This window comes from Streptomyces sp. JNUCC 63 (genome assembly GCF_054366325.1).
In genome coordinates this window covers 6,104,012-6,118,408 of record NZ_CM135963.1, presented here as the reverse complement: position 1 = coordinate 6,118,408, position 14,397 = coordinate 6,104,012, and the positions used below count along the sequence as shown (strand labels likewise).

11 protein-coding genes and 1 riboswitch are annotated in these 14,397 nt (G+C 73.1%); of the genes, 7 read left to right on the top strand and 4 right to left on the bottom strand.

Features of this window, described 5'->3' with window-relative positions; all coding sequences use genetic code 11:
- Positions 1–68: 68 nt before the first annotated feature.
- The 3 genes from ACX25U_RS28125 to ACX25U_RS28115 all read right to left on the bottom strand — a co-directional run bounded on the left by ACX25U_RS28125 (position 69) and on the right by ACX25U_RS28115 (position 3,900).
- Complete coding sequence (locus ACX25U_RS28125) at positions 69–1,589, bottom strand: hypothetical protein (RefSeq protein ID WP_454394545.1); 1,521 nt, start codon at positions 1,587–1,589, stop codon at positions 69–71.
- 355 nt (positions 1,590–1,944) lie between these two features.
- Positions 1,945–3,075, bottom strand: a complete 1,131-nt coding sequence (locus tag ACX25U_RS28120; protein WP_454384013.1) for an alpha/beta hydrolase — start codon at positions 3,073–3,075, stop codon at positions 1,945–1,947.
- A gap of 117 nt (positions 3,076–3,192) precedes the next feature.
- Positions 3,193–3,900, bottom strand: coding sequence for a class II aldolase/adducin family protein (locus ACX25U_RS28115; RefSeq protein WP_454384011.1), 708 nt, complete (start codon positions 3,898–3,900; stop codon positions 3,193–3,195).
- Positions 3,901–4,054: 154 nt separating this feature from the next.
- On the opposite strand from ACX25U_RS28115, the gene ACX25U_RS28110 reads away from it, so the two are divergent.
- From ACX25U_RS28110 to ACX25U_RS28095, 4 genes are all read left to right on the top strand, one after another.
- Complete coding sequence (locus ACX25U_RS28110; RefSeq protein ID WP_454384009.1) at positions 4,055–5,329, top strand: anion permease; 1,275 nt, start codon at positions 4,055–4,057, stop codon at positions 5,327–5,329.
- Between the two features lie 32 nt (positions 5,330–5,361).
- A complete protein-coding gene (locus ACX25U_RS28105) occupies positions 5,362–5,583 on the top strand; it encodes a hypothetical protein (protein ID WP_454384007.1) in 222 nt (73 codons plus the stop codon).
- 245 nt (positions 5,584–5,828) lie between these two features.
- Positions 5,829–6,686 carry a helix-turn-helix domain-containing protein gene (locus ACX25U_RS28100; protein WP_454384005.1) on the top strand — a complete coding sequence of 286 codons (858 nt, stop codon included), beginning with the start codon at positions 5,829–5,831 and terminating at the stop codon, positions 6,684–6,686.
- 42 nt (positions 6,687–6,728) lie between these two features.
- Complete coding sequence (locus ACX25U_RS28095; RefSeq protein ID WP_454384003.1) at positions 6,729–7,193, top strand: hypothetical protein; 465 nt, start codon at positions 6,729–6,731, stop codon at positions 7,191–7,193.
- Positions 7,194–7,467: 274 nt separating this feature from the next.
- Here ACX25U_RS28095 and ACX25U_RS28090 read toward each other — a convergent pair whose 3' ends face one another.
- The gene (locus tag ACX25U_RS28090; RefSeq protein WP_454384001.1) at positions 7,468–7,719 is read right to left on the bottom strand and encodes a DUF397 domain-containing protein; all 252 of its coding nucleotides are present in this window, start codon (positions 7,717–7,719) and stop codon (positions 7,468–7,470) included.
- 127 nt (positions 7,720–7,846) lie between these two features.
- Positions 7,847–7,985: riboswitch (cobalamin riboswitch) on the top strand.
- A gap of 101 nt (positions 7,986–8,086) precedes the next feature.
- Here ACX25U_RS28090 and ACX25U_RS28085 point away from each other — a divergent pair.
- The 3 genes from ACX25U_RS28085 to cobN are packed head-to-tail and all read left to right on the top strand — an operon-like array spanning position 8,087 to position 14,234.
- The gene (locus ACX25U_RS28085) at positions 8,087–9,028 is read left to right on the top strand and encodes a cobalamin biosynthesis protein (protein ID WP_454383999.1); all 942 of its coding nucleotides are present in this window, start codon (positions 8,087–8,089) and stop codon (positions 9,026–9,028) included.
- Entirely contained in the window at positions 9,025–10,572 is a 1,548-nt protein-coding gene (locus ACX25U_RS28080) for a cobyric acid synthase (RefSeq protein WP_454383997.1), read from the top strand. Before ACX25U_RS28085 ends, ACX25U_RS28080 begins: the two co-directional genes overlap by 4 nt.
- Positions 10,569–14,234 carry a cobaltochelatase subunit CobN gene (gene cobN, locus ACX25U_RS28075; RefSeq protein ID WP_454383995.1) on the top strand — a complete coding sequence of 1,222 codons (3,666 nt, stop codon included), beginning with the start codon at positions 10,569–10,571 and terminating at the stop codon, positions 14,232–14,234. The genes ACX25U_RS28080 and cobN overlap by 4 nt, the downstream gene beginning before the upstream one ends.
- The last annotated feature ends 163 nt before the right edge of the window (positions 14,235–14,397 follow it).

Sequence of the window (14,397 nt, the reverse complement as noted above, 5' to 3'; positions counted from 1 at the left end):
GGCCCCTGCCGAGGAGTTCGGGGGAGCATGCCGGACCCCGCGGTTCCGGCATGCTCCGCCGGACAGGTTCAGCTGCCCCCGGTGTGCACCTGGAAGGCGGCCCGGCGGACGGCCTTGGCCAGGGCCGGGTCGGGGTGGGCTGCGGCGAGGGCGACCAGTACCTGCACGGTGCGGGGGTGGCCCACGGCGCGCACCTCGTCGAGCAGGGCCGGGACGGTGGGCTGCACCGCGGCCTCCAGGTGGCGTACGAGCATGGGGGCCTCGCCGTGGTCGGCGACGGCGGCGGCGGTGTCCACCCACAGCCACGTGGCTTCCTCACGGGTGAGGACCTCGTGGGCGTCCTCCGCGTCGACGCCGTCGTGCTCGGCGAGCCACAGCAGGGCGTACGGCCTGAGCGCCGGTTCGTCGAGCACGGACCGTACGTCGGGCTCGGCGGGCGCGCCGACGACCCGCAGCGCCTCGAAGGCGAGGCCGCGCAGCAGGGCGTCCTCGCCGCGGGCGGCACCGAGCAGCTCGGTGACGGCACTGCCGACGGGCCTGGCGGCCAGCCAGGCCCGGTATTCGGCCCGAGCCGCGTTCGGCCGCAGCTGCGCGCAGCCGCGAAGCATGTCCTCCGCCGACTGCTCGATGTTCCCCGCGGGACTCTGGGCGGCGACACAGATCTGCTCCAGCTTGACCCAGACCGCCCAGCTGCCGAGCGGCGTGAGCGTGGCCTGCTCGCCCCCGTAGGTGAGCGCCCCGACGGACGCGAGCGCCCGCAGCGCCCAGTCGAGCAGGGGCGCGAGCGCGGCGCCGCCGGCCGGCTCGGCAACGGCCCCGGCGGGCGCGCCGGTCGGCGGCGCCGCGGGGAGCGCCGGGTCGGAGGCGGCGGCGTCGGACGGGGCGCCCGGAACCGGCGGGCCCACGGGCTCGCCGGCCTCGGTGGCGGCCGAGGCGGCCGGGTCCGTCGACCCGTGCGCGGCGGCGCGTCGCGAACCCCCGGGCCCACTGCCGTCGGCGGCCCGGGCGGCAGGGCCCGCCGCCCCGTGCGCGGCGCCGGGGCGCGGGCCCACGGGCTCGCCGGCACCGGTCGTTGCCGGGGCGGTCGGGGTGGGTTGTGGGTCGTAGGGGATCTCGCAGCGTTCGGTGCGGAGTTCGGTGACGCGTTGTTGGAGGAGGTCGAGGAGCTGGTCGACGGGGACGGGGCCGGCGGAGAGCTGGAGGAAGGAGAGCACCTGCGGCATGGCCGAGACGACCTCGGCGACGGCGGCGGGCTCGTGGCCCCCGGGCTCCGGGCAGGCCAGCGACCAGGCGTCGAAGAGGGCGACCCAGCCGCGCAGGACGGCGCTGTCGTCGCGGTTCCAGGCGCGCAGCCGCCAGCCGGAGCGGGCACTGTCGCCGTGCACCTCGATCAGGCCGGCGAGACGGGCGGTGTCCCAGTCGACGCGGACCTGATCGGCGGTCAGGCCCAGGGCACCGGCCGCGTGTTCGGCGGACGCGTCGGAGAGGGTGGCCTTGCCGCCGCCGGTCGCCCCGTCGCGGCCGGGACCGAGGGCGGCGTCGGCCCAGCGGGCCACGCGGGCCGCCCCGGCCAGCCGGGAGCGCGCCATTCTGGCCAGCTCCGCGGGGGCCGGAGTGCCCTCCGGAGGGCGCGGCGCGGCGCGGCGCGGATGCCGCTGGTTCACGGCTCGGGGGGCGGCGGCCAGGGGTCGCGGGCGGACGAGTCGAAGCCTGGAGTCGCGCGGGATACGGGACGTCACGGGTGCAGTCTTCCGGTTGACGGTCCGAAAACCCAAACGGAATGTCACGCCGGGCGACGGGGATGGCCAAGGGAGGGGTCGGGAGGAGGGCGGCACGACGCCATCAGGCCGGCGCCGAAGGCCGTCGGGGGCCGCGGTCACCGGCCGAAACGGAACCCGAACGGCCCGGTCCGGCCCACCCGCGGGCCCCGGCCTCCGCCCCGGCTCACATCAGCGGCGTCAGGAAGCGCCGCAGCGTCTCCTCGTACCCCTCGGGGTCGGCGTTCCACATCGCGCCGTGCGGAGCGTTCCGCACCGTGTGCAGGGCGACCAGGTTGGGGCGGCGGTCGGCGAGGCGGCGGGAGAGCTGCCAGGGGGCCACCTGGTCGCCGGGGCCGTGGAAGATCAGCGTCGGCACCGTGAGCCCCTCGGGATCGGTCGCCTCGGTGAGCCGGTCGCCGTACAGGCCGGCGCGCCCCTGCGCGGCGCGCACCGCGAGCGGCAGCAGCGGCCCCGGGGTGTGCCGGGCCCGGGCCAGGGCCCGCACCGTGACCTCCCAGTTGAGCACCGGGGAGTCCAGCACCAGCCCGGAGACGCGCTCGCGCAGCTCCGAGCGGCGGGCGGCCCGCAGGGCCATCGTGGCGCCGGTGGACCAGCCGAGCAGGACGACCCGCTCGGCCCCGTACCGCACCGCGTGGCGGATCGCCGCGTCCAGGTCGCGCCACTCGGTCTCGCCGAGGTGGTTGAGCCCGTCCGGGGAGCGGGGCGCGCCGACGTCGCCGCGGTAGGCGAGGGCCAGCACCGGGAAGTGCCGGTCGTGCAGGAACTCCATGACGTTCATGGCCAGTTCGCGGGTGGCGCCCAGACCGTGCACCGCGATCACCCAGGTCTCGCGCACCCCGGGCACGAACCAGGCGGGCAGGGCGCCGAGTTCGCCCAGGACCTCCACGTCGTCGTGGTCCAGGCCGAGCGCGGAGCGGGGGTTGCCGACGTGCAGGCCGGGGGTGAGCCACACCTTGTCGCGGGGGTGCAGGGAGCCGTGGGTGACACGTTCCAGGCGGCGTACGACGGTGTCGGGGCGGTGCGGGGCACCGGGCAGGACGGGGCCGACCACCGCGTGGGAGTCGTTGCCGGCCAGACCGTAGGTGCCGGGGCGCAGGGAGGCCAGGTCCCGGGTGAGGGTGATCTGGCCGGCGGCCGTGCCGTGCACGGTCAGCCGCGGTTCGGTGGGCAGCGGCCGGCCCGGGACCGCCCTGAGCGCGGCGTCGCTGGCGAGCCGGCCCGCGGCGACGCTCGTCGCGCCGGCCGCCGCCAGGACTGCGGTGACGGCCGCGGCCGTCGCTGTGACTGTGCGCACGGGACCAGTGTCGTGGCGTACCCGGCCACGGGCCAGTGGGAGGAAGGGTCGGGGTGACATGACCCTGCGAGTTCCACCGAAGAGCGGCGTTCACCCCTGCGCCGCCCGCACAGGCCGCTACCGCCCCGGCTGTCCGTACCCCCGCAGCCGCTCCCCCGCCTGCGCCAGTTGCTCCGGCGTCAGCAGGGCCGGCGTCAGACCGGGCACGGACGACGCCGTCAGCCAGAGGCGGCACATCCACTCCAGCTGGGCGGTGCGGTCGTAGGCCTGGTCGAGGGTGGTGCCGTAGGTGATCGTGCCGTGGTTGCGCAGTAGGCAGCCGGTGCGGCCGGCGAGCGCGCGCAGCGTGTTCCGGGCCAGCTCCTCGGTGCCGTACATCGCGTACGGGGCGACCCGGACGGGCCCGCCGAGCGCGCCGGTCATGTAGTGGATCGGCGGCAGCTCGGTGACGAGCGTGGAGACGGCCGTCGCGTGCACGGCGTGGGTGTGGACGACGGCGCGGGCGTCGGTGGTGCGGTGGACGGCGAGGTGCAGGGGCAGCTCGCTGGTCGGCACCAGCGTGCCGAGCACCTGCCGTCCCTCCAGGTCGACGCCGGTCACGTCGTCGGGTGTGAGCCGGTCGTAGGGGACACCGGACGGGGTGACCAGTACGGTGTCGCCCACGCGCACGGAGACGTTGCCGGAGGTGCCGGCGACCAGTCCGTCGGCCACCGTGCGGCGGGCCGCCGCGACGAGCGCCTCCCATGCGCCGGCCACCTCCGCCGCACTCCGCGCGCCCCCTGCGTGCCCCTGTACGTCTTCTCTCTCCCGCCGCTGCTCCGTCATGCCCCGATCCTGTCAGGACACGCCCCGGAAGTGACCAGCGTCTCCCTGGCGGATCACAGGAACGGACACCGCGACGACCGCCCCAGTTCATCTTCTGTTCACCCTGGTTACCTACGTTCAACGCGCCAATGACGCTCGAACGATTGCCAGGTAAATGGAAAACTTCTCGCTGATCCTCGCGATTGTGGTGGTCACCGCACTCGCGTTCGATTTCACGAACGGTTTCCACGACACCGCCAACGCGATGGCCACCACCATCTCCACCGGCGCACTCAAGCCCAAGGTCGCGGTGGCCATGTCCGCCGTGCTCAACCTGGTGGGCGCCTTCCTCTCCGTGGAGGTCGCCAACACGATCTCCAAAGGTCTCGTCGACGAGAGCGGCATCCGTCCCGAGGTCATCTTCGCCGCCCTGGTGGGCGCGATCCTCTGGAACCTGCTGACCTGGCTGGTCGGGCTCCCCTCCAGCTCCTCGCACGCCCTCATGGGCGGTCTGATCGGCGCCACCGTCGCCTCGGCCGGCTTCAGCGCGGTGCACGGCGGCGCCCTGGTCACCAAGGTGCTCATCCCGGCGCTCGCCGCCCCACTCGTCGCGGGCATCGCCGCGCTGTTCGCGACCCGGCTGTCGTACGGCCTCGGCAAGAAGTCGGACGGCAAGGCGGCCGAGAAGGGCCACCGCGCCGGCCAGATCGCCTCCGCGGGCCTGGTCTCGCTGGCCCACGGCACCAACGACGCGCAGAAGACGATGGGTGTCATCACCCTCGCCCTGGTCACCGGCGGCGCCCTCGCCCCCGGCTCCAACCCTCCCGTCTGGGTCATCGCCTCCGCGGGCGTGGCCATCGCGCTCGGCACCTACATCGGCGGCTGGCGCATCATCCGCACCATGGGCAAGGGCCTGACCGACCTCCAGCCGCAGCAGGGCTTCGCCGCCCAGACCAGCGCGGCCACCGCCATCCTGGCCTCCTCCCACCTCGGCTTCTCCCTGTCCACCACGCACGTCGTCTCCGGCTCGGTGATGGGCGCCGGCCTGGGCCGCAAGGGCGGTGTCGTCCGCTGGTCCACCGCGACCCGCATGCTCGTCGCCTGGGGCCTCACGCTGCCGGCCGCGGCCCTGGTCGGGGCCGGCGCGGAGGCCGTGACGCGCCTCGGCGACTGGGGCACCGCGTTCGTCGCCGTGTTCCTGGTGGCCTCCAGCGCCGCGATCTGGAAGATCTCCCGCCGCGAGGTCGTCGACCACACCAACGTCAACGACACCCACACCGGCGACACCGAGGAGCCGGCCGGCGTGGTCACCCAGGCCATGGCCGCCGTCACCCCGCCCCCGGCCTCCCCGGCGAGCGAGGAACTCACGGCGACGATCCCCGCCCAGGCGTCCGCGCCCGCCACGCCCGCCCCCGCGCCCACGGCGACCCCGCCGGCCGCCGCCGTCTGAGCCCGCGTCCAGGCAGAAGGAAGAGAAGCACCATGAAGATCGACTGGGCGGCCCTCGGCTCCGTCTTCGGCGTCAGCCTCGGCGTATCGGTGGGCCTCGTCGCCCTGTTCACCCTCGGCATCGCCGGTCTCTCCCGCCGCGAGGCGGCATCGAACCGCGGCGAGTCGGCCCTCGTCGCCACAGCCGGGGCGTATGTGTGCTTCGCGCTGTGCGCGGCGGCTGTCGCCTATGGAATTTCCCTGATTGTGAGCTGACACCAGAAGGAACACCGGCCTGACAAGGCCCCAAGCGCAACTTCTGCATCACCCCCCGTAGGGCACTGTGTGCCCCTTGCGGGGGGTTTATTCGCATTCGACGCAGCAGCGTGAGCCCATCAAAACGACACATGTCATACTGACGAACGCTAGCCGCCGTGGTCTAAGTCACCTACTCTCATGGGTAGTTACTGTTCGATGGTGGCAGCCCGACGAGTCAACGCCGACATGTGGCAGGGAGCGCCATGCCAAGAGACATCGATCCGAGCCTCAACCGACGCAGGCTGCGAATCGAACTGCGCAAGGCCCGCGAAAACGCCGGGATGACCCAGCGGGACGCCGCGAAAGCCCTCGAATGGTCGCTCTCGAAACTGATCAGGATCGAGGCGGGCACGGTCAGCCTCGGAGTCACGGACCTGCGAGCACTGCTGCAGTTGTACGAGGTCACGGACCCCGGACTGGTCGCGGAGCTCGAGGACGCGGCCCGCGGCTCGAAGGGACAGTCATGGTGGGCGCAGTACAGCGACGTGGTGTCACCCCAGTACGCGTTGTACCTGGGGTACGAGGGCTCGGCGGACACGATCCGCATGTACAACCCGGTCGTCCTGCCGGGCCTCCTCCAGACGGAGGACTACGCCACCGCGCTGCTGTCGGTCCAGATCCCGGAGACGAGTGTGCGGCAACTCGTGGATCTCCGCCTCACCCGGCAGGAGCGGTTCTTCGACGCGGACGACGGCCCCGACATCGACATCGTGCTGGACGAGGCGGCCATCCGCCGCCAGATCGGCGGGCCCTCGGTGATGCGCCGGCAGATCGACCACATCCTGACGCTGGCCGAGCATCCGCGCGCCACGCTGCGGCTGCTGCCCCTGTCCGCCGGGGCGCACTTCAGCGTCGGGACGCCGTTCATCCTGCTGAGCTTCAAGGACGACGACGACCTGCTCTACGTCGAGGGCCCGGGAGGCGGCCTGTCGAGCCGTGACGACCTGGCGCTGATGGTCCGCTTCCAGGAATGTTTCGAAGACATCGGCGCGATCGCGTACGAGGGCGACCGGATGACTGAGCTGCTCGCCGCGGTCAGGGAGAGTCTGGACAACAGCTGACCCCGGGCGGGACGACCCGGGCGGGAACGGGGTGGGAGGGCCATGGCGGTCTTCGGAATACGAGCGTGGTGGCAACGCCTGCGCACGGGGGACGTCGAACCGGAGAACGCTGTTCCACTCGACGACAACGCCGTCAAGGTCGAGGCGATCAAGCAGCCGGAATGGCTCCAGGGGCTCATCGAGCTGGAGAGCGCCCGGGTCTCCAACGAGATCCGGCTGCTGTCGGCCCGGCTGCTGCTGGGCACCGCCTGCGCGAGTGCTCTGCTGCTCAGCCTCGCCGTCGCCACCCGGGTCGCCCCCAGCATTCCCTCCGGAGCCGCCACCCCGCTGACCACGACGGTCGCCGGGGCGGTCGGCGCCGCGCTCGTCACGGCACTGAGCGCCGTACTGGGCAGAGCGCTGCGCCGACGCTCCAGCGGCTCAGAGACCGGCGGGGTCAGCGACGGGGCGCGCTTGGGAGCTGAGCCGTCGCAAGGGCACGGTTCAGGACCCGGAGCCGCTCCGTGACCGGGGTGAGCCCCCACCACAGACCGGCGGCCACGGCGATGAGCACGGTCACCAGCAGCCAGACGACACCCCGCGCCGCACCACCGGGCACCAGGAGCCCCGCCAGCGCTCCCAACCCCACCGCGACGACCCCGGTGACCAAGGCGAAGAGGGCCAGCGGGCCCACCGCCGAGTGCCGGCTCTCCTTCGCTCCGCCGGAACTGCCCGCACCGGCCGACGCCGTCCCTTGTTCAGCTCGCTCTCGCATCTGTGCGCCTCCCGTCCCCCCGGCGGATCATGAGCCGCCCGCCTCCGGGTCCCCCAGCCCAGCCAGAAAACCACACCACGCCGCACGGCGAAAGGCGAGAACTTCGCCGTCTCCGCCGTTCCCTGGCCGTTTCGAGTCGCGCACGAGCACGCGGCCCTGTGCGAGGGCCGCTTCCACGCATTCCCCGTTCTGGTTGGAGTAACTGCTCCTGACCCACGCACGCCCCGACGGCTCCCTGCCTGCCAACGCCCACCTCCTTCTGCCTCCATGGGTGTCCATGCCGGAAGTCTTCCCAGCTTCACACCTGCGGAAGAGGTAAAAAACAGCTGTTTCAAGCCACTGACGCCGCGTCACGGGTGTGGGCCTCAGCACACTGGTCCGCCGCAGGTCAAAGGCAGGTTGACGGGTGTTCACGGGGCGTGGTGGACTGCCGGGGCCATGTACGGCGGCAAGAGAGGAAGCCGGTGCGAATCCGGCGCGGTCCCGCCACTGTGACCGGGGAAGAACCCCCGGGAGCCAGGAACTCTCACCGCCGGTCTCGTCGAACCAGGGCGTGGACACCCTGAGTGAGGACATATCGCCATGCGCGGCTGCCGACCGAGGTTCACCAGCGACATCCCGACCGCACCCACGGCCGGCTGACCCGATGGGTGCCGACCGCGTCTTCGCGTACGGCGCCACCGCCGGCCTCCTCGGTGACCTGCTCCTCGGCGATCCCCGCCGCGGGCACCCGGTCGCCGTGTTCGGACGGGCCGCCGGTGCCGTGGAACACGTGCTGTGGCGGGACCACCGCGGCTGGGGCACCCTGCACACCGCGGTGTGCGTGGGGGGCGCCGTGGTGACGGCCGCGCTCGCCGCGTCCGCCGTGCACCGCTCCCGTACCGCCTCCGTCGCCCTGACCGCCGCGGCCACCTGGGCCGTCGTCGGCGGCACCTCGCTCGCGCGGGAGGCACGGGCGGTCGGGCAGGCGCTCGGGGCCGGGGACGTCGAGGGCGCCCGGGCGCGGCTGCCGCACCTGTGCGGGCGCGATCCGCAGGCGCTGGACGCCGACGGGATCGCCCGGGCCGTCGTCGAGTCCGTCGCCGAGAACACCTCCGACGCGGTGGTGGGCGCCGTGGTGTGGGGCGCCGTCGCCGGAGTGCCGGGCCTCCTCGGCTTCCGGGCCGTCAACACCCTGGACGCCATGGTCGGGCACAGGTCCCCCCGCTACCGCCGCTACGGCTGGGCCTCGGCCCGCCTCGACGACCTCGCCGGATGGCCGGGAGCACGGCTCACCGCCGCCCTCGCGGCCGTCGCGGGAGGCGACCCACGGGGTGCCGTACGGGCCTGGCGCGCCGACGCCGGCAAGCACCCGAGCCCCAACGCCGGCCCGGTCGAGGCCTCGTTCGCGGGGGCGCTCGGCGTGCGGCTGGGCGGCACGCTCTCCTACGGAGGGCGCGTGGAGCACCGCCCGGTGCTCAACGGCTCCGGGCGCGCCGTCCGGGCGGGGGACATCGAACGGGCCGTACGGCTCTCCCGGCGCGTGAGCTGGCTCGCGCTCGGCGTGTGCGCGGGCGCACGGCTGCTGAGGAGAGGACGTACGTCATGAACGGCGGTCTGCTCGTCGCCGGCACCACCTCCGACGCCGGGAAGAGCGTCGTCACGGCCGGGATCTGCCGGTGGCTGGTGCGGCAGGGCGTGAAGGTCGCGCCCTTCAAGGCGCAGAACATGTCCCTCAACTCCTTCGTCACCCGCGAGGGCGCCGAGATCGGGCGGGCGCAGGCCATGCAGGCCCAGGCGTGCCGGATCGAGCCGACCGCGCTGATGAACCCGGTGCTGCTCAAGCCCGGCGGCGAGCAGAGCAGCCAGGTCGTGCTGCTGGGGAAGCCGGTCGGCGAGCTGAGCGCGCGCGGCTACCACGGCGGGCGGCAGCAGAAGCTCCTCGGCACGGTGCTGGACTGCCTCGCCGAGCTGCGGGGCACGTACGACGCGGTGATCTGCGAGGGGGCGGGCAGCCCGGCGGAGATCAATCTGCGCCGGACCGACATCGTCAACATGGGGATCGCGCGGGGGGCTCGGCTGCCCGTGCTGGTCGTCGGCGACATCGACCGCGGCGGCGTCTTCGCCTCCTTCTTCGGCACGCTCGCCCTGCTGTCCCGCGAGGACCAGGAGCTGGTCGCCGGGTTCCTGGTCAACAAGTTCCGGGGCGATGTCTCGCTGCTCGAACCCGGGCTCGACATGTTGCACGGGCTCACCGGACGGCACACGTACGGCGTCCTGCCCTTCCGGCACGGGCTCGGCATCGACGAGGAGGACGGGATGGGGGTCCCCCCTGCTCGAACGCAGTCGAGAGCTCGGGGGAGGGTGTCGCTCCGGGGCGCGGTGCGGGAGTCGGCCGTGGCGCCCCCGGTGGGCGAGGACGTGCTGCGGGTCGCCGTCTGCGCGATTCCGCTGATGTCCAACTTCACCGACGTGGACGCACTCGCCGCCGAACCGGGCGTCGTCGTACGGTTCGTGGACCGCTCGGAGGAGCTGACCGACGCCGACCTCGTCATCGTGCCCGGGACCCGGGGCACCGTCCGGGCGCTTCAGTGGCTGCGCGAGCGGGGCCTCGCGGAGGCGCTGCGCCGCAGGGCTGCCGAAGGGCGGCCGGTCCTCGGCGTCTGCGGCGGCTTCCAGGTCCTCGGCGAGCACATCGAGGACGAGGTCGAGTCGCGGGCCGGGCGGGTCAACGGCCTCGGGCTGCTGCCCGTACGGGTCCGGTTCGCCCGCGAGAAGACCCTCACCCGGCCCGAGGGCGAGGCCCTGGGCGAACGGGTCGAGGGCTACGAGATCCACCACGGGGTCGCCGAAGTCATGGGCGGGGAGCCCTTCTTGGACGGCTGCCGGGTCGGGGCCGTCTGGGGCACGCACTGGCACGGCTCGCTGGAGTCCGACGGCTTCCGGCGTGCCTTCCTGCGCGAGGTGGCGGCCGCCGCGGGCCGCCGCTTCGTACCGGCCGCCGACACCTCGTTCGCCGCGCTGCGCGAGGAGCAGCTGGACCGGCTCGGCGACCTGATCGAACAGCACGCGGACACGGACGCGCTGTGGCGGCTCATCGAGTCGGGCGCGCCGCAAGGACTGCCCTTCATTCCACCGGGAGCGCCCGCATGAGCACAGTGTTGTTGTTGTCGACCGCCGACACCGATCTGCTGGCGGCCCGTGCCTCGGGCGCCTCCTACCGGATCGGCAATCCGACCCGCGTGGACGTCGCCGAGGAGCTTCCCGGGCTGCTCGACGGCGCGGACATCGCCGTCGTACGGCTGCTCGGCGGCAAGCGCGCCTGGGAGGACGGGCTCGCCGCGCTGAGGGCGTCCGGCGTTCCGACCGTGCTGCTGGGCGGCGAGGCCGTGCCGGACGCGGAGCTGATGGCCGAGTCGTCGGTGCCGGCCGGGGTGGTGGCGGAGGCGCTGCGGTACCTCGTCGAGGGCGGTCCGGCGAACCTGGCCGAGCTGGCCCGGTTCCTGTCGGACACGGTGCTGCTGACCGGCGAGGGCTTCGAGGAGCCGCGGAAGATGCCGGAGCACGGCGTCCACGGCGACCGTGCCTTCGTGGACGGCCGCCCGACGGTGGGCGTGCTCTTCTACCGCGCCCACGAACTGAGCGGCAACACCGCCTTCGTGGACACCCTGTGCGACGCGATCGAGGCGCGCGGCGCCAACGCCCTTCCGGTGTACTGCGGTTCGCTGCGCGGTGCCGACGCGGGGCTGTACGAGATCCTGGGACGGGCCGATGCCCTGGTCGCCACCGTCCTCGCCGCCGGCGGCACGCACGCCTCGCAGGCGTCGGCGGGCGGGGACGAGGAGTCCTGGGACGTCGGGGCGCTGGCCGAGCTCGACATCCCGGTGCTGCAAGGGCTTTGCCTGACCTCGTCGCGCGCCGCGTGGGACGGGTCGGACGCGGCCCTCTCCCCGATGGACGCGGCGATGCAGGTCGCGATCCCGGAGTTCGACGGACGGCTGATCACGGTCCCGTTCTCCTTCAAGGAGCAGGGCCCGGACGACGTGCCGGTGTACGTCGCCGCCCCCGAGCGGGCCGCCCGGGTGGCCGGAATCGCCGTACGGCACGCGCGGTTGAAGCACAAGCGGAATGCCGAGAAGAAGATCGCGCTCGTCTTCACCGCGTACCCGACCAAGCACTCGCGGGTCGGCAACGCGGTCGGTCTGGACACGCCTGCCTCGGCGGTACGGGTGCTGGACGCGCTGCGGGACGCGGGGTACGTGGTCGAGGGGTACCCCGACCACGGCGACGAGTTGATCCACCGTCTGATCGAGGCCGGTGGCCACGACGTGGAGTGGCTGACGGAGGAGCAGCTGGCCGCCGCACCCGCGCGGGTGCCGCTGGCCGACTACCGGGCGTGGTTCGACAAGCTCGACCCCGAGCTGCGGGACGCGATGCTGGAGGCGTGGGGCGAGCCACCGGGCTCGCTGTACGTCGACGGCGACGACATCGTGCTCGCCTCCCTGCGGTTCGGGAACGTCGTCGTGATGATCCAGCCGCCGCGCGGCTTCGGCGAGAACCCGATCGCGATCTACCACGACCCCGACATGCCGCCGTCCCACCACTACATGGCGGCCTACCGTTGGCTGGAGGCCGCGGCATCGGAGGGGGGCTTCGGCGCCGACGCGATCGTCCACATGGGCAAGCACGGCACGATGGAGTGGCTGCCGGGCAAGGGCCTCGGGCTCTCGCGCGGGTGCGCGCCGGACGCGGTGCTGGGCGACCTGCCGCTGGTGTACCCGTTCATCGTCAACGACCCCGGCGAGGGCACCCAGGCCAAGCGGCGCGGGCACGCCACGGTCGTCGACCACCTCGTGCCGCCGATGGCGCGCGCGGACACCTACGGCGACCTGGCCAAGCTGGAACAGCTGCTCGACGAGTACGCGCTGGTCTCCGACCTGGACCCGGCGAAGGCACCGGCCGTGCGGGCGCAGATCTGGACCCTGGTCAAGGCCGCCGAGCTGCACCACGACCTGCGCGTGGACGAGCAGCCGGACGACGACGAGTTCGACGAGTTCGTCATGCACATCGACGGTTATCTGTGCGAGATCAAGGACGTGCAGATCAGGGACGGCCTGCACATCCTGGGCGGCGGCCCGGTCGGTGAGCCCCGCGTGAACCTGGTGCTCGCCGTGCTGCGCGCCTCGCAGGTGTGGGGTGGGCAGGCGAACGCGCTGCCGGGGCTGCGGGCCTCGCTGGCGGAGCACTTCGGGCTGACAGAGAAGGAGTTGCTGGCCGAGCCGGGTGCGCCGGTGAAGGTGCCGGTGGAGCTGACGGACCTGGTGGAGGGTCCGGCGCGTACGGCCGCCGACGCGATCGATCTGCTGGAGCAGCTGTGCCGGCGGATCGCGGAGGGGATGGAGGAACGCGGCTGGGCGGCTTCCGGGAGCGGGGCTCTGATGCGGGAGGTGCTGGGTGCCGAACTTCCGGACGCGGTGGCCGTGCTGGACTTCGCCTGCGACGAGGTCGTGCCCCGGCTCGCCCGTACGACGGACGAGATCGGGCACATCCTGCGGGCGCTGGACGGCGGTTACGTCCCGGCGGGTCCGTCCGGCTCCCCGACCCGGGGTCTGGTCAACGTCCTGCCGACCGGCCGGAACTTCTACTCGGTCGACCCCAAGGCGATTCCGTCGAGGCTGAGTTGGGAGGTCGGCCAGTCGCTCGCGGACTCGCTCGTGCAGCGGTACCTGCAGGACACGGGCGAGTACCCGGAGTCGGTCGGCCTGACGGTCTGGGGTACGTCCGCGATGCGCACCCAGGGCGACGACATCGCCGAGATCCTGGCACTGCTGGGCTGCCGCCCGGTGTGGGACGACGCGTCGCGCCGGGTGACCGGTTTCGACATCGTCCCGCTGGAGGAACTGGGCCGGCCGCGCATCGACGTCACGGTCCGCATCTCCGGCTTCTTCCGGGACGCGTTCCCGCACGTGGTCGGCCTGATCGACGACGCGGTACGGGCGGTGGCGGAGCTGGACGAGCCCGCCGAGCAGAACTTCGTGCGCGCCCACGCCGACGAGGACACCGCCGAACACGGTGACCGGCGGCGCGCGACGGCCCGCATCTTCGGCTCCAAGCCGGGCGCGTACGGCGCGGGCCTGCTGCCGCTGATCGACGCGCGGAACTGGCGCTCCGACGCCGACCTGGCCGAGGTGTACGCGGTCTGGGGCGGCTACGCCTACGGGCGCGGGCTGGACGGGCGAGCGGCGCGCGGGGACATGGAGACGGCGTTCAAGCGGATCGCGGTGGCCGCGAAGAATGTGGACACGAGGGAGCACGACCTCGTCGACGCGGACGACTACTTCCAGTACCACGGCGGCATGGTCGCCATGGTGCGGCACCTGACGGGGGCGAGCCCCGAGGCGTACGTGGGCGACAGCGCCGTACCCGACCAGGTGAAGACCCGCACGCTGGGCGAGGAGACGCACAGGGTCTTCCGCGCCCGTGTGGTCAACCCGCGCTGGATGGCGGCCATGCGCCGGCACGGCTACAAGGGCGCCTTCGAGATGGCGGCGACCGTGGACTACCTGTTCGGCTACGACGCCACCGCCGGGGTCGTCGACGACTGGATGTACGAGAAGCTCAGCACCGAGTACGTCTTCGACGCCGAGAACCGCGACTTCATGCGGAAGTCGAACCCTTGGGCCTTGAGGGGCGTCACCGAACGCTTGCTGGAAGCGGCGGACCGCGGCCTCTGGGCGGAGCCGGACCAGGAGACCCTGGAGCGGCTCCGGGCGACCTACCTCGAACTTGAGGGAGACCTGGAGGGGGACGGATGATCTCCCACCGCATCCCCGCGTGTGCGGGGAGCACAGCAGCTGCGGCCGCAGCTCGCCCTCATCGGGAGGGTCGTCCCCGCGTCGGCGGGGAGCAGGTTTCGATGATGGCGGACCCGCAGCTCGGATCCGCATCGCGCTGCCACAAGTCATCCAAAGGAGTGAT

Coding starts and splice junctions, on each gene's coding strand:
- ACX25U_RS28125 (WP_454394545.1), bottom strand. CDS start 1,589: ATGGCGCGCTCCCGGCTGGCCGGGGCGGCCCGCGTGGCCCGCTGGGCC.
- ACX25U_RS28115 (WP_454384011.1), bottom strand. CDS start 3,900: ATGACGGAGCAGCGGCGGGAGAGAGAAGACGTACAGGGGCACGCAGGG.
- ACX25U_RS28110 (WP_454384009.1), top strand. CDS start 4,055: ATGGAAAACTTCTCGCTGATCCTCGCGATTGTGGTGGTCACCGCACTC.
- ACX25U_RS28105 (WP_454384007.1), top strand. CDS start 5,362: ATGAAGATCGACTGGGCGGCCCTCGGCTCCGTCTTCGGCGTCAGCCTC.
- ACX25U_RS28100 (WP_454384005.1), top strand. CDS start 5,829: ATGCCAAGAGACATCGATCCGAGCCTCAACCGACGCAGGCTGCGAATC.
- ACX25U_RS28095 (WP_454384003.1), top strand. CDS start 6,729: ATGGCGGTCTTCGGAATACGAGCGTGGTGGCAACGCCTGCGCACGGGG.
- ACX25U_RS28090 (WP_454384001.1), bottom strand. CDS start 7,719: ATGGACACCCATGGAGGCAGAAGGAGGTGGGCGTTGGCAGGCAGGGAG.
- ACX25U_RS28085 (WP_454383999.1), top strand. CDS start 8,087: ATGGGTGCCGACCGCGTCTTCGCGTACGGCGCCACCGCCGGCCTCCTC.
- ACX25U_RS28080 (WP_454383997.1), top strand. CDS start 9,025: ATGAACGGCGGTCTGCTCGTCGCCGGCACCACCTCCGACGCCGGGAAG.
- cobN (WP_454383995.1), top strand. CDS start 10,569: ATGAGCACAGTGTTGTTGTTGTCGACCGCCGACACCGATCTGCTGGCG.